This window comes from Pseudomonas sp. ATCC 43928 (assembly GCF_005938665.2).
Lineage (GTDB): Bacteria > Pseudomonadota > Gammaproteobacteria > Pseudomonadales > Pseudomonadaceae > Aquipseudomonas.
Map to the genome: position 1 here is coordinate 1,293,386 of NZ_CP041753.1, position 20,687 is coordinate 1,314,072.

General features: G+C 60.5%; 16 protein-coding genes. 9 read left to right on the forward strand and 7 right to left on the reverse strand.

Going from position 1 to position 20,687, the window contains the following annotated elements:
* Position 1 precedes the first annotated feature (1 nt).
* The 9 genes from murD to lpxC all read left to right on the forward strand — a co-directional run bounded on the left by murD (position 2) and on the right by lpxC (position 10,461).
* Complete coding sequence (gene murD / locus FFH90_RS05795; protein ID WP_064616203.1) at positions 2–1,348, forward strand: UDP-N-acetylmuramoyl-L-alanine--D-glutamate ligase; 1,347 nt, start codon at positions 2–4, stop codon at positions 1,346–1,348.
* Positions 1,345–2,562, forward strand: a complete 1,218-nt coding sequence (gene ftsW / locus FFH90_RS05800) for a putative lipid II flippase FtsW (protein WP_064616204.1) — start codon at positions 1,345–1,347, stop codon at positions 2,560–2,562. Before murD ends, ftsW begins: the two co-directional genes overlap by 4 nt.
* Positions 2,552–3,622, forward strand: a complete 1,071-nt coding sequence (gene murG / locus FFH90_RS05805; RefSeq protein ID WP_018930134.1) for an undecaprenyldiphospho-muramoylpentapeptide beta-N-acetylglucosaminyltransferase — start codon at positions 2,552–2,554, stop codon at positions 3,620–3,622. Before ftsW ends, murG begins: the two co-directional genes overlap by 11 nt.
* The gene (murC, locus tag FFH90_RS05810) at positions 3,615–5,075 is read left to right on the forward strand and encodes a UDP-N-acetylmuramate--L-alanine ligase (RefSeq protein ID WP_018930135.1); all 1,461 of its coding nucleotides are present in this window, start codon (positions 3,615–3,617) and stop codon (positions 5,073–5,075) included. The genes murG and murC overlap by 8 nt, the downstream gene beginning before the upstream one ends.
* The gene (locus tag FFH90_RS05815) at positions 5,072–6,028 is read left to right on the forward strand and encodes a D-alanine--D-alanine ligase (RefSeq protein ID WP_018930136.1); all 957 of its coding nucleotides are present in this window, start codon (positions 5,072–5,074) and stop codon (positions 6,026–6,028) included. Before murC ends, FFH90_RS05815 begins: the two co-directional genes overlap by 4 nt.
* 4 nt (positions 6,029–6,032) lie before the next feature.
* Positions 6,033–6,902, forward strand: a complete 870-nt coding sequence (locus tag FFH90_RS05820; RefSeq protein WP_007939848.1) for a cell division protein FtsQ/DivIB — start codon at positions 6,033–6,035, stop codon at positions 6,900–6,902.
* Positions 6,903–6,917: 15 nt separating this feature from the next.
* Positions 6,918–8,177 (forward strand): cell division protein FtsA, encoded by a 1,260-nt coding sequence (ftsA, locus tag FFH90_RS05825; RefSeq protein ID WP_007939849.1) that lies wholly within the window; start codon positions 6,918–6,920, stop codon positions 8,175–8,177.
* Between the two features lie 66 nt (positions 8,178–8,243).
* Complete coding sequence (gene ftsZ, locus FFH90_RS05830) at positions 8,244–9,437, forward strand: cell division protein FtsZ (protein WP_007939850.1); 1,194 nt, start codon at positions 8,244–8,246, stop codon at positions 9,435–9,437.
* 112 nt (positions 9,438–9,549) lie between these two features.
* Positions 9,550–10,461: a UDP-3-O-acyl-N-acetylglucosamine deacetylase gene (gene lpxC / locus FFH90_RS05835; RefSeq protein ID WP_007939852.1), complete on the forward strand. Its 912-nt coding sequence runs from the start codon at positions 9,550–9,552 to the stop codon at positions 10,459–10,461.
* 67 nt (positions 10,462–10,528) lie between these two features.
* Here lpxC and FFH90_RS05840 read toward each other — a convergent pair whose 3' ends face one another.
* The 7 genes from FFH90_RS05840 to FFH90_RS05870 form a co-directional block, all read right to left on the reverse strand.
* On the reverse strand, positions 10,529–12,025 hold the full coding sequence (locus FFH90_RS05840; RefSeq protein ID WP_028939844.1) for a sensor domain-containing diguanylate cyclase: 1,497 nt from the start codon (positions 12,023–12,025) through the stop codon (positions 10,529–10,531).
* 148 nt (positions 12,026–12,173) lie between these two features.
* On the reverse strand, positions 12,174–13,493 hold the full coding sequence (locus FFH90_RS05845) for an OprD family porin (RefSeq protein ID WP_138866836.1): 1,320 nt from the start codon (positions 13,491–13,493) through the stop codon (positions 12,174–12,176).
* A gap of 194 nt (positions 13,494–13,687) precedes the next feature.
* Positions 13,688–13,912, reverse strand: a complete 225-nt coding sequence (locus FFH90_RS05850; RefSeq protein ID WP_138866837.1) for a hypothetical protein — start codon at positions 13,910–13,912, stop codon at positions 13,688–13,690.
* A gap of 172 nt (positions 13,913–14,084) precedes the next feature.
* The gene (locus FFH90_RS05855) at positions 14,085–15,449 is read right to left on the reverse strand and encodes a heavy metal sensor histidine kinase (RefSeq protein WP_138866838.1); all 1,365 of its coding nucleotides are present in this window, start codon (positions 15,447–15,449) and stop codon (positions 14,085–14,087) included.
* Complete coding sequence (locus tag FFH90_RS05860; RefSeq protein WP_018930141.1) at positions 15,439–16,116, reverse strand: heavy metal response regulator transcription factor; 678 nt, start codon at positions 16,114–16,116, stop codon at positions 15,439–15,441. The genes FFH90_RS05855 and FFH90_RS05860 overlap by 11 nt, the downstream gene beginning before the upstream one ends.
* 9 nt (positions 16,117–16,125) lie before the next feature.
* Positions 16,126–19,227 (reverse strand): multidrug efflux RND transporter permease subunit, encoded by a 3,102-nt coding sequence (locus tag FFH90_RS05865; protein ID WP_064616209.1) that lies wholly within the window; start codon positions 19,225–19,227, stop codon positions 16,126–16,128.
* Positions 19,224–20,384: an efflux RND transporter periplasmic adaptor subunit gene (locus FFH90_RS05870; RefSeq protein WP_138866839.1), complete on the reverse strand. Its 1,161-nt coding sequence runs from the start codon at positions 20,382–20,384 to the stop codon at positions 19,224–19,226. Before FFH90_RS05870 ends, FFH90_RS05865 begins: the two co-directional genes overlap by 4 nt.
* Between the last annotated feature and the right edge of the window lie 303 nt (positions 20,385–20,687).

Here is a 20,687-nt window from a genome sequence, read left to right on the forward strand (position 1 = left end):
AGTGTCTCTGATCGCTTCTGACCACTTCCGCATCGTTGTCGGCCTCGGCAAGAGCGGCATGTCCCTGGTTCGCTTCCTGGCGAACCGGGGCGTGTCGTTTGCTGTCGCCGATACGCGGGAAAATCCACCGGAACTGGCCACGCTCAAGCGTGACTATCCGCACGTGGAAGTGCGTTGTGGCGAGCTGGACGTCGAATTCCTGTGCCGTGCCGACGAGCTCTACGTGAGCCCCGGCCTGGCGCTGGCGACCCCGGCCCTGCAGGCTGCCGCCGCCCGTGGCGTGAAAATGTCCGGAGACATCGAGCTGTTCGCGCGTAACGCGAAAGCGCCGATTGTCGCCATTACCGGTTCCAACGCCAAAAGTACCGTCACCACCCTGGTCGGCGAGATGGCGGCTGCGGCCGGCAAGCGTGTTGCCGTTGGTGGCAACCTCGGCACGCCGGCGCTGGATTTGCTCAGCGACGACATCGAGCTGTACGTGATGGAACTGTCGAGCTTCCAGCTCGAAACCACCGATCAGCTCAACGCCGAAGTGGCGACCGTGCTCAACATCAGTGAAGACCACATGGACCGCTACAGCGGTCTGCCGGCCTATCACTTGGCCAAGCACCGGATCTTCCGGGGCGCCAGGCAGTTTGTGGTCAACCGTCAGGACGCCCTGAGCCGTCCGCTGATGGGTGAAGGTCAGCCGTGCTGGACCTTCGGTTTGAACAAACCCGACTTCAAGGCCTTCGGCATTCGAGAAGAGAGCGGCGAGAAATACCTGGCCTTCGAATTCCAGAACCTGATGCCGGTACGCGAGCTGAAAGTTCGTGGTGCGCATAACCAGTCCAACGCCCTCGCGGCATTGGCGCTCGGTCACGCCGTCGGCCTGCCGTTCGACGCCATGCTTTCAGCCCTGCGCAATTTCGCCGGGCTCGAGCACCGCTGCCAGTGGGTCCGCGACCTTGATGGCGTGAGCTACTACAACGATTCCAAAGCCACCAACGTCGGCGCCGCATTGGCGGCCATCGAGGGCCTGGGGGCGGACATCGACGGCAAGCTTGTGCTGATCGCCGGTGGCGATGGCAAGGGCGCCGAATTCAAGGATTTGCGTGATCCGGTGGCGGCCAACTGCCGCGCCGTCATTTTGATGGGCCGTGATTCCGACAAGATCGGTGAGGCCATCGGCGATGCCGTGCCACTGATTCGCGTCGGCTCGCTGATCGAAGCGGTCGAGCAATGCCGCGCCATCGCCGAAAAGGGCGACGCGGTGCTGCTGTCGCCGGCCTGCGCCAGCTTCGACATGTTCAAGAACTATGAAGACCGTGGTCACCAGTTCGTCCGCGCCGTGGAGGATCTGGCATGAGCTTGAGAAACATCATCAAGCCGTATCCATCGCCGCTGATCACCGGGCGCGGTATCGACCTCGATTTCCCGATGCTCGCCGGTTGCCTGGCACTGCTCGGCCTGGGGCTGATCATGATTGCCTCGGCATCGACCGAGGTGGGGGCGGTGCAGTCGGGCAGCGCCCTGTACTACATGATTCGCCACCTTGTTTACGTTGTGCTGGGCCTGGGTGCCTGCGTCGTCACCATGATGATTCCGATTGCCACCTGGCAACGCTTGGGCTGGCTGATGTTGATTGGTGCATTCGGCTTGCTGGTGATGGTGATCATCCCGGGGATCGGCCGGGAAGTGAACGGTTCGATGCGCTGGATCGGCTTCAGTTTCTTCAACGTTCAGCCTTCCGAGATCGCCAAGGTGTTCGTGGTGATCTACCTCGCCGGTTATCTGGTGCGTCGCCAGAAAGAAGTGCGTGAAAGCTGGATGGGCTTCTTCAAGCCGTTCATCGTGCTGTTGCCAATGGCGGGTCTGTTGCTGATGGAGCCAGACTTCGGTGCCACCGTCGTGATGATGGGGGCAGCTGCGGCGATGCTGTTCCTCGGCGGGGTCGGGCTGTTCCGGTTTTCCCTGATGGTGGTCCTGGCCGTCGCGGCGGTGGTGTTGTTGATTCAGATGCAGCCGTATCGAATGGCGCGTCTGACCAACTTTGCCGATCCGTGGGCCGACCAGTTCGGTGCCGGCTATCAGCTCTCCCAGGCCTTGATCGCTTTCGGTCGCGGCGAATGGCTGGGCGTCGGCCTGGGCAACAGCGTGCAGAAACAGTTCTACCTGCCGGAAGCCCATACCGACTTCGTGTTTTCGGTGCTGGCTGAAGAGCTGGGGGCCGTAGGTTCCTTGTGCACGGTGGCGCTGTTCGTCTTCGTGTGTATTCGTGGCATGTACATCGGCCTGTGGGCCGAGAAAGCCAAACAGTTTTTTGCCGCCTACGTTGCTTACGGCTTGTCGTTCCTGTGGATCGGCCAGTTCCTGATCAACATCGGCGTGAACGTCGGCCTGTTGCCGACCAAAGGTCTGACCCTGCCATTCCTCAGTTATGGCGGCAGTTCGTTGGTGATCTGCTGTGCCTGTCTTGGCTTGTTGCTGCGCATCGAGTGGGAGAGTCGAACCCATTTGGGCAGCGAAGAAATGGAATTCCATGAGAGCGACTTCGCCGAGGAGCCGAACCATGGGCGCTAACGTACTGATCATGGCTGGCGGCACCGGGGGCCATGTGTTCCCGGCACTTTCCTGTGCGCGTGAGTTCCAGGCCCGCGGCTACACCGTGCACTGGCTCGGCACGCCCCGCGGGATCGAAAACGATCTGGTGCCGGCGGCCGGTATTGAATTGCATCGGATCCACGCCAGCGGTTTGCGCGGCAAGGGCAAATTGTCCCTGCTCAAGGCGCCGGTCATGTTGCTCAAGTCGATCTGGCAGGCGCGGGCGATCATTCGTCAGCTGCGGCCAGTCTGTGTGGTCGGCTTTGGTGGTTTTGTGACTGGCCCTGGCGGCGTTGCAGCCAGACTGGCCGGCGTGCCGGTCATCGTTCACGAGCAGAACGCCGTGGCCGGTACCGCCAATCGGTTGCTGGTGCCGTTGGCCGCCCGAGTCTGTGAAGCGTTCCCCGACACCTTTACCCTGTCGGACAGCCGTCGGACCACCGGTAACCCAGTGCGCACCGAGCTGTTCCTCGAAACACCGCGACCTGCCCTGGCCGGTCGCAAGGCGCGTTTGCTGATCCTGGGCGGAAGCCTGGGCGCAGAGCCGTTGAACAAGTTGCTGCCTGAAGCCCTGTCGCAAGTCGCCCCCGACCTGCGCCCGGACGTGTTCCATCAGGCCGGCAAAAACCACGATGAAGTGACTGCAGAGCGCTATCGCGCGGCTGGCGTCGAGGCGCAAGTGCAGCCATTCATCAAAGACATGGCCCAAGCCTATGGCTGGGCCGACCTGGTGGTGTGCCGCGCAGGAGCGCTGACCATCAGTGAACTGGCGGCCGCCGGTCTGCCCTCGATGCTGGTGCCTTTGCCCCACGCGATCGACGATCACCAGACCCGCAACGCCGATTATTTGGCCCGTGAAGGCGCTGCCTTCCTGATGCCGCAAAGAACGACTGGCGCAGCGGACCTTGCCGCTCGCCTGACAGAGGTCTTGATGCAACCGCAACGACTCAACGACATGGCCAGCGCGGCACGCCGCCTGGCCAAACCCGATGCCACTCGTAACGTGGTCGATACTTGCCTTGAGGTGGCCCATGGTTGAGAACAAGAAAGCCATGCCACAACCGGAAATGCGCCGTATCCGTCGTATCCACTTCGTCGGAATTGGCGGCGTGGGTATGTGCGGTATCGCCGAAGTGTTGCTGAACCTGGGCTATCAAGTGTCCGGTTCCGACCTGAAAGCTTCGCCGGTGACCGAGCGCCTGGAATCTTTTGGTGCGCATATTTTCATCGGCCACCGTGCCGAGAACGCCGCAGCCGCCGACGTGCTGGTGGTGTCGAGCGCCGTCAACACGTCCAACCCGGAAGTCGCGACCGCGCTGGAACGCCGGATTCCGGTGGTGCCGCGTGCCGAGATGCTCGCCGAGCTGATGCGCTACCGCCACGGCATCGCCGTCGCCGGTACTCACGGCAAAACCACCACCACCAGCCTGATCGCTTCGGTGTTCGCCGCCGGTGGCCTGGACCCGACGTTCGTCATCGGTGGCCGTCTGAATGCCGCGGGCACCAATGCTCAGCTTGGCACCAGCCGCTACCTGATCGCCGAAGCCGACGAAAGCGATGCCAGCTTCCTGCACTTGCAGCCGCTGGTGGCCGTGGTCACCAACATCGACGCCGACCACATGGCGACCTACGACGGTGACTTCAACAAGCTGAAGAAAACCTTCGTCGAGTTCCTGCACAACCTGCCGTTCTACGGTTTGGCGGTGGTGTGCCTGGACGATCCGGTGGTGCGTGAAATCCTCCCGCTGGTGAAGCGTCCGACGGTCACTTACGGCTTCGGCGATGACGCCGACGTACGCGCCATCAACGTACGCCAGCAAGGCATGCAGACTTTCTTCACCGTGCTGCGCCCTGATCGCGAGCCGCTGGATGTCTCGGTAAACATGCCGGGCAACCACAACGTGCTGAACGCGCTGGCGACCATTTGCATCGCCACCGACGAAGGCGTCAGCGATGAAGCCATCGTCCAGGGCTTGTCCGGCTTCCAGGGTGTTGGCCGTCGCTTCCAGGTGTACGGCGAACTGCCGGTCGAAGGCGGCAACGTGATGCTGGTGGACGACTACGGTCACCACCCGACCGAAGTCGCGGCCGTGATCAAGGCCGTGCGCGGTGGCTGGCCGGAGCGCCGTCTGGTGATGGTCTACCAGCCGCACCGTTACAGCCGCACCCGCGACCTGTACGACGATTTCGTCAATGTGCTGGCCGACGCCAACGTGCTGCTGCTGATGGAAGTCTATCCGGCCGGCGAAGAGCCGATTCCGGGCGCCGACAGCCGCAAGCTGTGCAACAGCATCCGTCAGCGCGGTCAGCTCGACCCGATCTACATCGAGCGCGGCATCGACCTCGCGCCGATCGTCAAGCCGCTGCTGCGTGCCGGCGACATTCTGCTGTGCCAGGGCGCCGGTGATATCGGCGGTCTCGCACCCAAACTGTTGAACAGTCCGTTGTTCGCCGGGGCCGTTGCCGCACCGGTAGAGGGGAAGTTGAAATGACTGCTGCTTACGCCAACCTCGTCTCCACTGTCGCGCCGAAGGATTTCGGTCGCGTTGCCGTGCTGTTCGGCGGCAAGAGTGCCGAGCGTGAAGTGTCCCTGAAGTCGGGTAACGCGGTGCTCGAAGCACTGCAAAGCGCCGGCGTGGACGCGTTCGGTATTGATGTAGGCGATGACCTGCTGCAACGCTTGCTGAACGAAAAAATCGACCGCGCCTTCATCATCCTCCACGGTCGTGGCGGTGAAGACGGCAGCATGCAGGGCCTGCTCGAATGCGCAGGAATTCCGTACACCGGCAGCGGCATTCTGGCCTCGGCCCTGGCCATGGACAAACTGCGCACCAAGCAGGTCTGGCACAGCCTCGGCATTCCGACGCCACGCCACGCGGTACTGCGCTGCGAGGCCGATTGTATTTCGGCGGCCAAGGAACTGGGCTTCCCGTTGATCGTCAAACCGGCCCATGAAGGTTCCAGTATCGGGATGGCCAAAGTGACTACCGCGCCCGAGTTGATCGAGGCGTGGAAAGCGGCCAGTACCTACGATTCGCAAGTGTTGGTCGAGCAATGGATTCATGGTCCGGAGTTCACCATCGCCACCCTGCGTGACCAGGTGTTGCCACCGATTGCCTTGGGCACGACGCACAGTTTCTACGACTACGACGCCAAGTACATCGCCAACGATACCCAGTACCGCATTCCGTGCGGCCTGGACAGCGACAAAGAAAAGGAACTCATGGACCTCACGGCCAAAGCCTGTGAGGCGCTGGGTATCGCCGGTTGGGGCAGGGCGGACGTGATGCAGGACGCCGACGGGCAGTTCTGGTTCCTGGAAGTCAACACCGCACCGGGCATGACCGATCACAGTCTGGTGCCAATGGCGGCCCGTGCCGCTGGCCTGGATTTCCAGCAACTGGTTCTGGCGATTCTGGCCGCAAGCATTGAGCCACGAGGGTAAGACCATGCAAGGCGCACAGCTGAGACATCAGCCCTCCGCACCACCCGGCCGCAAGCCGGTGCCGCGGGGTGCCAGCCGAATGGTGGCCAAAGAGCCGATGTCTGTGCGCCTGCCGAAAGCCAACTTCGGTTTTCTGAAAAGCCTGTTCTGGCCCGTGTTGCTGGTGGCGTTGGGGTTCGGTACTTACGAAGGCGCACAGCGTTTGCTGCCGTACGCCGACCGGCCGATCACCAAAATCGCCGTGCAGGGCGACTTGAGTTACATCAGCCAGCAAGCGGTGCAGCAGCGGATCGCCCCGTACGTGGCGTCGAGCTTCTTCACCATCGACCTGGCGAGCATGCGCACCGAGCTTGAACAGATGCCATGGATTGCCCACGCCGAAGTGCGTCGGGTGTGGCCGGATCAGGTAGTGATTCGCCTGGAAGAACAACTGCCGGTGGCCCGTTGGGGCGATGAGTCGCTGTTGAACAACCAGGGACAGGCGTTCACCCCGCGCGAGCTGGCGAACTACGAACACTTGCCACAGCTGTTCGGCCCGCAGCGGGCCCAGCAACAAGTGATGCAGCAATACCAGGTGCTGAGCCAGATGCTCAGGCCATTGGGCTTCTCGATTGCACGCCTGGAGTTGCGTGAACGAGGCAGCTGGTTCCTGACCACCGGCGCAGGCAGCGCCGGTCCCGGAATCGAACTGCTGCTGGGACGCGGCAACCTGGTGGAAAAGATGCGCCGCTTCATTGCCATCTATGACAAGACGCTCAAAGAGCAGATTACGAACATTGCGCGCATCGATCTGCGCTACGCCAACGGCCTTGCCGTTGGCTGGCGGGAACCTGTAGCGCCGACGACAGCCCAACCCGCTGTCGCAAAGAATTAAGAAGAGGCAGGACCCATGGCAAACGTGCAAAGCGGCAAAATGATCGTCGGTCTCGATATCGGCACCTCCAAGGTGGTGGCGCTGGTCGGCGAGGTCGCGGACGACGGCACGCTCGAAATCGTCGGGATCGGTACACATCCGTCCCGCGGCCTGAAAAAAGGCGTAGTGGTGAACATCGAGTCCACCGTCCAGTCGATCCAGCGCGCTATCGAAGAAGCGCAGCTGATGGCCGGTTGCCGGATCCACTCGGCGTTCGTCGGCGTGGCCGGCAATCACATCCGCAGCCTGAACTCCCACGGTATCGTGGCGATTCGTGATCGCGAAGTCAGCTCCGCCGACCTTGAACGCGTCCTCGACGCCGCCCAGGCTGTGGCAATCCCGGCTGACCAGCGCGTGCTGCACACCCTGCCGCAGGATTATGTGATCGATAACCAGGAAGGCGTGCGCGAGCCGCTGGGCATGTCCGGCGTGCGTCTGGAAGCCAAGGTTCACGTGGTCACCTGCGCCGTCAACGCCGCACAGAACATTGAAAAGTGCGTGCGTCGCTGCGGCCTGGAAATCGACGACATCATTCTCGAGCAACTGGCTTCGGCGTATTCGGTGCTGACCGACGACGAGAAAGAACTGGGCGTGTGCCTGGTGGACATCGGCGGCGGTACCACCGACATCGCGATCTTCACCGAAGGCGCGATCCGCCACACTGCAGTGATCCCGATTGCGGGCGACCAGGTGACCAACGACATCGCGATGGCGTTGCGCACCCCGACCCAGTACGCCGAAGAAATCAAGATTCGCTATGCCTGCGCCCTGGCCAAACTGGCCGGTGCCGGCGAAACCATCAAGGTACCGAGTGTTGGCGACCGTCCACCGCGCGAACTGTCCCGCCAGGCCCTGGCCGAAGTGGTCGAGCCGCGTTACGACGAGCTGTTCACCCTGATCCAGGCCGAACTGCGTCGCAGCGGCTATGAAGACCTGATCCCGGCCGGCATCGTGCTGACCGGCGGTACGTCGAAGATGGAAGGCGCGGTCGAACTGGCCGAAGAGATCTTCCACATGCCGGTTCGCCTGGGCGTGCCCCATGGCGTCAAGGGTCTGGACGACGTGGTCCGCAACCCGATCTATTCCACCGGCGTTGGCCTGTTGATGTACGGCCTGCAGAAGCAGTCCGACGGGATTTCGTTCTCGGGCATCGGCAGCCGCGACAGCTACAGCAATGACGAACCGAAAGCCGCTCTGCTCGATCGCATCAAGAGTTGGGTACAAGGCAATTTCTAAAGCTTTACCGCAACACCGCTTCAAAAGCAGTAGGCGAAAAAACTAGAGAATGTAAGGAGAGGGAAAATGTTCGAACTCGTAGACAACATCCCCGCAAGCCCGGTTATTAAAGTTATCGGTGTTGGCGGAGGCGGCGGCAACGCTGTCAATCACATGGTCAAGAGCAACATTGAAGGCGTTGAATTCATCTGCGCCAACACTGATGCCCAAGCGCTGAAAAGCATCAGCGCGCGCACCATTCTGCAACTGGGTACCAGCGTGACCAAAGGTCTGGGCGCCGGCGCCAACCCTGAAGTAGGTCGTCAGGCCGCTCTCGAAGACCGTGAGCGCATTGCCGAAGTCCTGCAGGGCACCAACATGGTGTTCATCACGACCGGCATGGGCGGCGGTACCGGTACCGGTGCAGCGCCAATCATTGCTGAAGTGGCCAAGGAAATGGGGATCCTCACCGTTGCGGTGGTGACCCGTCCGTTCCCGTTCGAAGGCCGCAAGCGCATGCAGCTCGCCGACGAAGGTATCCGTCTGCTGTCTGAAAGCGTCGACTCGTTGATCACCATTCCCAACGAGAAGCTGCTGACCATCCTCGGTAAAGACGCAAGCCTCCTGTCGGCTTTCGCCAAGGCTGACGATGTACTGGCCGGCGCCGTTCGCGGTATCTCCGACATCATCAAGCGTCCGGGCATGATCAACGTCGACTTCGCCGACGTACGTACCGTGATGAGCGAAATGGGCATGGCGATGATGGGCACTGGCTGCGCCAGCGGTCCGAACCGTGCACGTGAAGCGACCGAAGCGGCCATTCGCAACCCGCTGCTCGAAGACGTGAACCTGCAAGGTGCACGCGGCATCCTGGTGAACATCACTGCCGGTCCTGACCTGTCCCTGGGTGAGTACTCCGACGTGGGTAGCATCATCGAAGCCTTCGCTTCCGAGCACGCAATGGTCAAGGTCGGTACCGTTATCGATCCGGACATGCGCGACGAGCTGCACGTGACTGTGGTTGCCACAGGTCTGGGCGCTAAAATCGAGAAGCCTGTGAAGGTCATCGACAATACCGTTCACACCTCGATGGCCTCCCAGCCACAACAACAAGCCCCTGTTCGTCAGGAACAGCCAGCGGTGAATTACCGTGACCTGGACCGTCCGACCGTCATGCGCAACCAGGCTCAGGCCGGTGCTGCGACTGCCGCGAAGATGAACCCGCAAGATGATCTGGACTACCTGGACATCCCGGCTTTCCTGCGTCGTCAGGCCGATTGATGAAATGTATCAGGGGTATTAGGGTGATTGGTGTTCAGCAAAGGTCTGGTCTGCTATCATCGCCAGCCTTTGTTGATACCAGTTCGCAATTTGCGCTGAAGCGGCCCATGCCATGATTAAACAACGCACCCTGAAGAATATTATCCGTGCCACAGGTGTCGGCCTGCACTCCGGGGAGAAGGTCTACCTGACCCTCAAGCCAGCGCCTGTCGACACCGGCATTGTGTTTTGTCGTGCTGACCTCGACCCTGTGGTGCAGATTCCTGCCCGCGCGGAAAACGTTGGCGAAACCACTATGTCGACCACGCTTGTTAACGGTGACGTCAAAGTGGACACGGTGGAGCACCTGCTCTCGGCCATGGCTGGCCTGGGCATCGATAACGCCTACGTCGAGCTCTCCGCGTCCGAAGTCCCGATCATGGATGGTAGCGCTGGACCCTTCGTATTCCTGATTCAATCGGCCGGCCTGGAAGAGCAGGACGCCGCCAAGAAGTTCATCCGGATCCTGCGGGAAGTGACAGTGGAAGACGGCGACAAGCGCGCCACTTTCGTCCCTTTCGAAGGTTTCAAAGTGAGCTTCGAGATCGATTTCGATCACCCGGTTTTCCGTGACCGCACACAAAGTGCAAGCGTGGATTTTTCCAGCACTTCGTTCGTAAAAGAAGTCAGCCGCGCGCGTACCTTTGGTTTCATGAGTGATATCGAGTACCTGCGCAAGCACAACCTCGCACTCGGCGGCAGCGTTGAAAACGCAATTGTGGTCGACGCGGATGGTGTACTGAACGAAGACGGCCTTCGCTATGAAGACGAATTCGTGAAGCACAAAATCCTCGATGCGATTGGTGACCTCTACCTGCTGGGCAATAGCCTGATTGGTGAGTTCAAGGGCTTCAAGTCCGGACACGCATTGAACAACCAGCTGCTGCGCAAGTTGATTGAGCAGACAGATGCTTGGGAAGTCGTGACGTTCGAAGACGCCAGCACCGCACCGATCTCTTACATGCGTCCTGTTGCGGCCGTGTAAGCAAAAAACCTCTCTAGTTTTTTAAAGGCTACCTTCGGGTGGCCTTTTTTTATGCCAGCGGGAACGATCAATCCGCAGCGACCACCCGGTTCCGCCCGTTTTCCTTGGCCTGATACAGCGCCTTGTCCGCTGCAAACAGCAACTGTTCCAGGCTGATGTCGGTTGCTGTCGTCCAGGTACTGATACCAATACTGACAGTAATCGGTGACACATCACCTCCCACCAACGGCAATTGCTCCACCGCCATACGGATTTTTTCGGCAATCTGTCGGGCTCCGGCGCTGTCGGTTTCAGCCAGGATCACTGAAAACTCCTCGCCACCATACCGGGCGACCAGGTCCGCCGGCCGTCGAACATGGGTGTCGATCACCTTGGCCACCGAGCGCAAGGCATCGTCGCCCCCTCGGTGGCCGTGGCGATCATTGAACGCCTTGAAATGATCGATATCGATCATCAATAGCGACAACGGCTGACCGGAACGCTGGGCACGAAACCATTCATGGTGCAGAGCCTGATCCAGGCTTCGGCGATTGGCCAGACCGGTCAAGGGGTCGGTGGCGGCCAGTTGTGCCAGTTCCTGCTCGGCGCTTTGGCGTCGACGCAGCTCCCGGCAGAGCAACCAGGTCAGCCACAGCAGGCTCACGCACAGGGCAACGGTCGCAGAAGTGACTACCACCGCGGTGCGCTTCCAGGCCGCAAAGACTTCATCGCTGGACAGCGCAACGATGACGATCAACGGCAAATTCCCGACCTTGGAGAAGGTGTACAAGCGCTCATCGTTGTATCGACTGGACATGCCGGTGAAGCTGCCGTTGCCTTCTTTGACGATGCGCTGGAAATTGGGGCGGTTGCTGAAATCCTTGCCGATCAGCTCTTCGGCCAGGTGGGGTTGGTGGGCCAGGAGAATCCCGTCCTTGCTGATCAGGCTGACCGTACTGTCGCGGCCGATGCTCAAGCTGTTGAACAACTGATCGAAGTAGCTCAAATGCATGGCGGCCTCGGCCACGCCGAGGAACTCACCCTGGGTGCCGTTCACCCGGCGGCTGAAACTGATCCGCCAATCCTGTTCCGGCGGCCGGGCCTTGAAAGGGCGACTGATGAACATGCCCGGGTCCGGATTGTTGATGTGGGCCTGGAAGTATTCGCGATCGGCAAAGTTGCCCTTTCTGGGCTCCACCGAGGCCGAGTCGGCGATCACATAGCCCTTGTTGTCGAGCAACAAGATGTTGCCCTTGTACGGCGCGGCAGTGGCGCGGTCGAAATAGGCCAGGTGACGAATGGCTGGGGAAACGCTCTTGAGGTCTTCCCGCTGGGAGGCAGCGATCAAACCCAGCAGGGACACGTCATAGAGTTCGACATTGCGCAGCACGTCGGCGTCGATCAATTGCACGATATTGTTGGCGGCGCGAGCGGCGGACAATTTGGCATTGGCGTGTTCGCGGATCAGCAGGAACGCGACGATGCTCAGTATTGCGATCACCAACAACACACTACTGAGAACCAGAAGCCGCTCCGAGCGTGTCGAACGGATCGGATCACCGGATTTCGCACTGTTCACACTCATGGTTCTGACTTCTGCAAATAAGGCGTTATGAAAGTGCTTTTACAAGAATCGGGCAGAGTCCCAGAAACCGGTTGCGTCCTGCGCGCCTATATAAATCCCGGATAAAAAAAAGGCCAGCAAAACATGCTGGCCTTTTGCTAATTGAAGCTTAGAAGACATTCACCGGGTAGTCGACAATTACCCGGTATTCATCCGTGTCCTGATCCACCGCACCGTAACCATTGCCGCCACGGTTAGACGCCCATTGCAGGCGCATCGCCAGGTCTTTGGCCTTGCCACCCTGGACCACGTACTTGAGCTCGATGTCTCGTTCCCGATGCCTGGCGTTTCTGCCGTCGGCGCTGTACCACGAGGCGTAACCGCGGCTGTCCGGATCGACCTTGGTCAGGTCCAGTTCACCCCGTGAGTAGGACACTGCCGAGGTCAGGCCGGGCATGTCGAGGCCAGCAAAGTCGTAGGCGTACTTGAGTTTCCACGAGCGCTCATTCGGACCGTTGAAGTCCGAATACTGCTGGGAGTTGTCGAGATAAATGCTGTCGGCCTGGCTGATGTAATCGAACGGCGTGTTGCCGTTGACCCGCTGGTAGGCGGCGGTGACGCTGTGATGGCCCACGTCGACGGTGAAATGCAGGCTGTAGGTGTTGTTGTCGATGTTGCCCAGCAGTGCATCGCCGGTGTCTTGCGTGTGATAGAAGTGCAGGCCCGGGTTGAGGCTGACCAAGTCATTCAGCGCATAGGTGTAGTCCAGGTCGTAGTAGTACTGGTTCCAGATGTCCTTGAGTTCGGCCGCATACAGGCTGCTGGTCAGGCCCGGCAGGCCGCTCCAGGCCACGCCGGCCCAATTCAAATGCCGGCTTTCATCGCCATCGGCCAGGCTGCCATAGGACGTGCCGATGCGGGTGTGGCCGCTCTGGTTGTAGAGTTTGGTGAAGCTGGCCTGACCGCCCTCGATCATCAACCCGTCGACACTGTGGTTGGTCAGGCTGACGCCGCGAAAGGTCTGCGGCAGCATGCGGGTTTCGCCACCGGCGATCACCGGGTTGGCAAGGAACAGGTCGCCGGCCTTCAATTCGGTATCGAAGGCACGCATTTTCAGGGTGCCGCCAGCGGTGGAAAACGAGCCCGGTGCCTTGCCGTTGCCATCGCTGATCGGCAGGATGCTCGACCCGTCGGTGCCACCGCCGCCGTCGAGCTTGAGCCCGAGCATCGCGTGGGCATCAACGCCGAAACCGATGGTGCCCTGGCTGAATCCCGATTCGAAGCGGCCAAGAAAGCCCTGACCCCACTCGATGTTGTCATCGGCCTTTTGCAGGCGATTGCGGTTCATGTAGTAGTTGCGGGCATTGAGGTTGAGGCTCGCCCCATCGACAAAGCCTTCGCGGCTGGATTCGTCATCGGCCTGCGCGTTGTTGGCCATCGTTGCAGTGATTGCAATGAACAGCGGACTGAATCTGAGAGGGAAACGCACGTGCGGTAAAGCTCCTTGGGTCAACTAAGTACTTCATTGTTTTGAAGTGCGGATGTTTGTTGTCAGGGAAGATGAACTGAAGGGGTTTAAAACCACCACGAAAAAAAGCCGCTGATAGCAGCGGCTTTGAAGACAACTTTTCAAAGGGAAGAGCCGATGAAAAGTGTCGAGGGAAACAGAGCGATACGTATGGATCAGCTGTCTTTCTCAACCCGTGGCAGGGCTTGAGTGCTCGACGCTTGAGGGGTTTGCGCAGCCTCTTGGGCCTTGGCTGTCAGTTCGTTTTGATACTGTTCGTAGGCCATGGCGCGTTCGGCATTTTGTGCGACGAATGTCTGCGACTCTTCAGCCATGGCGAACGGAGACAGGAACAGGGACGACAAAACGAAAGCGCTGGCAATACCCATACTGTTGGACATCTTTTGAACCTTCTTGCTTGGCAAGTGCTGTTTGATGGGGCAACGATAAGGGGCTTGGGCGAGGGGAAAAAGAGTGGATTGCATAAAGGACTGTTGCGCTAAAAGTAACAGTCCTGCAGAAGGACATCCTGTGGCGAGGGGGCTTGCCCCCTCGCCACAGGATTCCGTCCTATCAGACTGGAAGATGAATGCCGAAGGTATTCATCCCATGATCACTGCGCACAAACACATCCCCGCCATGCATCAGCGCAATCGCCTTGACGATCGCCAACCCCAGGCCATGGTTGTTGCCACTGTTACTGCGTGACGCATCAACCCGGTAGAAACGTTCGAACAGGCGCGGCAGATGCTCATTGGCAATCGGCGACCCCGGGTTGGCGACGCCGATGCTTACTTGGTGCTCCTCGACTTCGATCCGCACCTGAATCACTTGCCCAGGCGCGGTGTGCTGCACCGCGTTGCTCAGCAAGTTGATCAACGCCCGGCGCAGATGTGCGATCTCGATTCGCACCTGCGCGTCGCCACTGACCTCGACCTGAACCTGTGCATCCTCAAGAATGAAATCCAGATATTCCAGCGTCGTCGCCACTTCGTCGGCCAGTGAGGTGGACGTCAGTTGGGTGGCCTTGCTGCCTTGGTCGGCGCTGGCGAGGAACAGCATGTCATTGATGATCGAGCGCAGCCGTTCAAGCTCTTCAAGGTTCGATTGCAGCACTTCGAAATAGTGTTCGGCGGAGCGCCCGCGTGTCAGTGCAACCTGGGTCTGACCGATCAGGTTGGTCAGCGGCGAGCGCAGTTCATGGGCCACGTCGGCATTGAACGATTCCAGCCGCGAGTAGGCCTGTTCCACCCGTTCCAGCGTGGCGTTGAACGAACTGACGAACTGATCGAGCTCCGGGGGCAATGGCGATAATTGCAGGCGCCCGGACAGCCTCGGTGGTGCCAGGCGCTGGGCTTCCTGCGACAACTTGATCAGCGGTTTGAGGCCGATCCGCGCCACCCAATACCCGAGTAGCGAGGCCAGCAATACCCCAATGATCGCCAGGCTGATCAGGGCGATCAGCAAGTGGTGCTGCGTCTCGTAAAAGGTTTCGGTGTCGATGCCGATCATGAAGCGCAGCGGTGGGCGCTGGTCCTTGGCCGGCAACTCGGTTAGCAGCACTTTCAGCGGGTACGGATGGTCGGGCAATTCCATGTCGCGCATGCCCAATGGGCCTTGGGCGAACGCGCGGATCGACGCGTCGGGTTGGCCGTATTCATAACCGGGATTACCGCTGACCACCCAAAAGCGAATGCGCTTGTCTTCTTCGCTCAGCAGTTTGAGCTTGGCGTTGATCTTCACCCAATGCTCGGGCGTGCCGTAACGGTTGAGCGCCGATTCGAGCACGCTATAGCGGGCATCGAGCTCGGCTTCGGGCAGCAGGCCCAAACCCTTGTCGACCTGTTGATACAGCGCGCCGCCGATCAACAGAAACACCAGCAGCGCCACCAGCGTAAACATCTCGCTCAGGCGCAGCGCGATGGAATTACTGGACACCACGGCTCTCCAGCACATAACCCATGCCCCGAATGGTGTGCAGCAATTTCTCGTCGAACGGCCCGTCGAGCTTGGCCCGCAGGCGTTTGATCGCGACTTCGACCACGTTGGCGTCGCTGTCGAAATTGATGTCCCAGACCATCTCGGCGATGGCGGTTTTCGAGAGGATTTCACCCTGTCTGCGCGCCAACACACTCAACAGTGAGAACTCCTTGGCGGTCAGGTCCAGGCGGGTGCCGGCGCGGGTGGCTTTGCGGCTGATCAAATCTATCCACAGGTCGGCGATGCTCACCTGCACCGGCTCGTGGCCACCGCTGCGCCGGGTCAGCGCTTGCAGGCGCGCCACCAGTTCGAGGAAGGAAAACGGTTTGCCGAGGTAATCGTCGGCGCCATCGCGCAGACCTTTGATGCGGTCTTCCACCCGCTCGCGGGCGGTGAGCATGATCACCGGGGTTTGCTTGCGCGCACGCAATGCGCGCAGCACGCCGAAACCGTCGAGGCCCGGCAGCATGACGTCGAGGACAATCACCGCGTAGTCATTTTCCAGCGCCAGGTGCAGGCCTTCGACGCCATCGCGGGCCACGTCCACGGTGTAACCTTGTTCCGTCAGACCGCGGTGCAGATAATCCGCGGTTTTTTCCTCGTCTTCGATAATCAGAACGCGCATGACCCCGCCTCAGTCTGTGGTCGCCAGCACCGGCTGCTGTGCTGGTGTGGGTCTATGGAATATCCGCTCAAGCCACAAGTATATGACCGGCGTAGTGAACAGCGTCAGCGCCTGACTCACCAGCAAACCGCCGACCACCGCGATGCCCAATGGCTGGCGCAGTTCGGCGCCGGTGCCGTAGCCGATCATCAACGGCAAGGCGCCGAGCAGGGCGGCAAGCGTGGTCATGATGATCGGCCGGAACCGTGTAAGGCAGGCCTCATGGATCGCCTCCAGCGGTGGCAGGCCACGGTTGCGCTGGGCATCCAGCGCGAAGTCGATCATCAGGATACCGTTCTTCTTGACGATACCGATCAGCAGCACCAGCCCGATCAGCGCCATGATCGAAAAGTCCTGGCCGCAGATCCACAGCATGATCACCGCCCCGAGCCCCGCCGAAGGCAGGGTCGAAATGATCGTCAGTGGATGCACGAAGCTTTCGTACAGCACGCCGAGAATGATGTACACCGCCACCAACGCCGCCAGAATCAACCACGGCTGGCTGGCCAGCGAACTCTGGAACGCCTGGGCCGCGCCCTGGAAGTTACCGCTGATGGCGGCCGGCATACCGATGTCAGCCTTGGCCTGGTTGAGCATGATCACCGCATCACCCAACGCCACGCCGGAAGCCAGGTTGAATGACAGGTTGGCCGCCGGGAACATTCCGTCGTGAGCGATGGACAACGGGCCGATGGTCGGTGCATCGAATTTCGCCAGGGCCGACAGCGGCACCATTTCCCCACTCAGCGGCGAGCGCAGGTAGAAATAGTTGAGGCTTTCGGCCTTGCCGCGCTGTTTGGTGTCCAGTTCCAGAATCACGTTGTACTGGTTGGTCTGGGTCTGGAATTCATTGATCTGCCGCTGGCCGAAGGCGTCGTACAGCGCTTCGTCGACATCGCTGGCGGTCAGGCCGAAACGCGCCGCCGCGGTGCGGTCGATGCTGATGTGGGTGATGCTGCCGCCCAGTTGCAAGTCGTTGGAAATGTCGCGGAACGCCGGGTTGCTGCGCAGTTTTTCCGTCAAGCGCTGGGTCCAGGTACTCAGGAGGGCACCGTCGTTGCTCTTGAGCACATATTGGTACTGGGCGCGGCTCGGGCCGGAGCTGAGGTTGATGTCTTGCCCGGCGCGCAGGTACAGCACGATGCCCGGGACTTTCATCAGTTGCGGGCGAATCCGGTCGATGAACTGGCTGGCGGACACATCGCGGTCGCCACGTTTTTTCAGCGAAATCCAGAAGCGGCCGTTGGCGATGGTCTGGTTGCTGCCTGAAACGCCGACCGAGTGCGAGAACGTCTCGACGGCGGGGTCGGCGGCGACGATTTCGGCCATCGCCAAGTGTTTTTTCACCATGTCGCCGTAGGAAATATCTGCAGCTGCTTCGGTGGTGCCGAGGACAAATCCGGTGTCCTGTACCGGGAAGAAGCCTTTGGGGATGAAGATGTAACCGGCAATGGCCAGCCCCAGCGACAGGCCGAACACACCGATCATCAATGTCTGATGGGCGAGGGCGCGGCGCAGGCCCTTATCGTACAGCGCCAGCAAGCGCTCGCCGAAACCCGGCTTGCTGTGGGCATGATGCGCCGGTGCGCGCATGAACAGCGCGGCCAGCGTCGGTGCCAGGGTCAGGGACACCACCACCGAAATCAGGATGGTCGAGGTCGCGGTCAGGGCGAATTCCTTGAACAGCCGCCCGACCACGCCGCCCATGAACAGCAGCGGAATGAACGCCGCCACCAGCGAGAAACTGATCGAGACCACGGTAAAACCGATCTCGCCGGCGCCTTTGATCGCCGCCTCGCGCATGCCGTCGCCGGCCTCCAGGTGCCGGTGAATGTTTTCCACCACCACAATCGCATCGTCGACCACAAACCCGACGGACACCACGATCGCCACCAGCGTCAGGTTATTCAGGCTGAAGCCCATGATGTACATCAGGGCGAAACTGGCAGTCAGCGACACACCGAGCACCGCTGTCACGATCAGGGTCGCCGACAGTTGCCGCAGGAACAGCGCCATCACCGCCACCACCAGCAGGATCGCGATCAGCAGGGTGACTTCCACTTCATGCAGCGAGGCGCGGATGGTCTGGGTGCGGTCGATCAACACCTTGACCTGCACCGAAGCCGGCAACATGGCATTCAGTGTCGGCAGGGCCGCTTGAATTCGATCAACGGTCTCGACGATGTTGGCGCTCGGTTGCCGGAAAATCACCAGGTTCACCCCCGGCTGGCCGTCAGCCCAGGCCTGGATGTAGGCATCTTCTGAACCGTTGACCACTTTGGCCACGTCCTTGAGATGAACTGGGGCACCGTTCTTGTAGGAAACGATGAGTTGGCTGTAATCCTCGGGGTGGAACAACTGGTCGTTGGTGGACAGGGTCGAGATGCTCGACTCGCCGTACAACGCACCTTTGGCCTGGTTGAGGCTGGTTTTCTGGATCGCCAGGCGAATGTCCGCCAGGGTCAGGCCAATGGCGGCGAGTTTGTCCGCCGAGGCCTGCACGCGAATCGCCGGACGTTGCTGACCGGTGATGTTCACTTGGCCTACACCGTCGATCTGGCTGATCTGACGGGCGAGCAGGGTTTCTACCAGATCGCTGAGTTCGGTGCCGGGCATTTGCGGTGAATTGATGCTGAGAATCAGCACCGGACTGTCAGCCGGGTTGACCTTGCGCCAGGTTGGCAGGTTGGGCATATCTTTGGGCAGTTTGCCGGCGGCGGTGTTGATCGCGGCCTGGACCTCCTGGGCGGCGGTGTCGATGCTTTTGTCGAGGGTGAATTGCAGGGTCAGGATGGTCGAGCCCAGGGCGCTGCTCGAGGTCATCTGGGTCACGCCGGGGATGGCGCTGAATTGCACTTCAAGCGGCGTGGCCACCGATGAGGCCATGGTCTCCGGGTTGGCACCGGGCAGCTGCGCGGCCACCTGAATGGTCGGGAATTCCGCTTCCGGCAGTGGCGCGATCGACAGTCGCGGGAAGGCGATGACGCCGAGCAATATAAGGGCAAAGGTCAGCAGGACCGTCGCCACCGGATGATCGATGCACCACGCGGAAATGGAACCGTGGCCCTTCATGGTTTTGGCTCCGACTGGACCACTTGCGGTGGCTCGCTCAGTACCTGAACCGTCGAGCCGGGTTTGAGTCTCGATTGGCCGTCGCTGACCAGCACGTCGCCCGGTTTAACGCCTTTGATAATGTCCTGGCCGCTGCCTTGATAAACCATCTGTACCTGCACGGCTTCGACCTTGTCGCCGTTGACCCTGTACACGAAATGTTGATCGAGCCCGCGTTGTACGACCGTGGGCGGCACCACCAACGCATTTTTATCCAGCGCCGTCTGAATCTTTACCGTCACCAGCAGGCCCGGCCAGAGTTTCTGTGCGGGGTTGGCGAATTCGGCCTTGGCGCGGATGGTGCCGGTGTTGGCGTTGATCTGGTTGTCGATCAGGGTCAGGTGACCTTCGCCCAGCAGGTTGCCGGTTTCACCGTCAGTGTCAGCGCCGATGTAAGCCTTGACCGGTGCTTGCTGTGGATCGTTGATCAGGCCTTGCAGGGTCGGCAGCATTTGCTGCGGCAGGGAAAACTCCACGGCGATCGGGTCGATCTGGGTCACCGTGAACAGACCTTGGGTGTCGGTCATGCGCAGGAAGTTGCCTTCATCGACTGTGCGAATACCAACGCGACCGGTGACTGGCGAGCGAATCTGTGTGTAGGAAAGCTGCACCAGAGCGGCGTCGATGGATGCCTGATTGCCTTGGGCGGTGGCTTTGAGTTGGTTGACCAGAGCTTGTTGCTGGTCGTAGGTCTGCTTGGACACGCCGTCGTCGACACTGAGCAGTTTGTAGCGCTTGAGGTTGACCTGGGCCACTTGCAGTTGCGCCTGGCTTTCGCCCAGTTGCGCCCGGGCCTGGTCGAGGCTGGCGCGGATCGAGCGGTCATCGAGGGTGGCCAGCAGGTCGCCCTGGTTCACCAGTTGGCCTTCCTTGACCAGCAGTTTGGTGAGGATGCCGTCGATTTGCGGGCGCACGACCACGCTGTGCAAGGACAACACCGAGCCGATGCCGCTGACGTAGCGGGGCACATCTTTTTCGACGACGCTGACCACCCGCACGGGAATGGCGGTGGGGGCGGCCAGTTTGGTGGCGGCGGGTTTGGTGGCGTACCAAACGCCCGTCGCTGCCAGGGCGATCAGAAGGGCGGCGAGCAGGGCGGTTTTTTTCTGAATTCGCATGCGAGTGGGGCGCCGGGCTGAGTGGTCTGGTTTTGTCAGGTTTATACCTTCCTTTATAAACCTGTTCGCCGGTCAGGAGCGTGACTGGTAACTGACGGCTCTGTCAGTTTGGACCGGGATCTTGTTTTGATCTTGGCGGCCTTATAGCCGACCAGGTTCTTGCTGACTGAGTACATATCCATTTCTGCGGTAACGGCCACTTATGGTTCCGCTCTTACAGCGGGTCACTTTTGGCAAACGCCCGGAATGCCGGCCCAGCCAAAAGTAACCAAAAGGTCTCGCCCCGAACGTACGGCCCCTCGC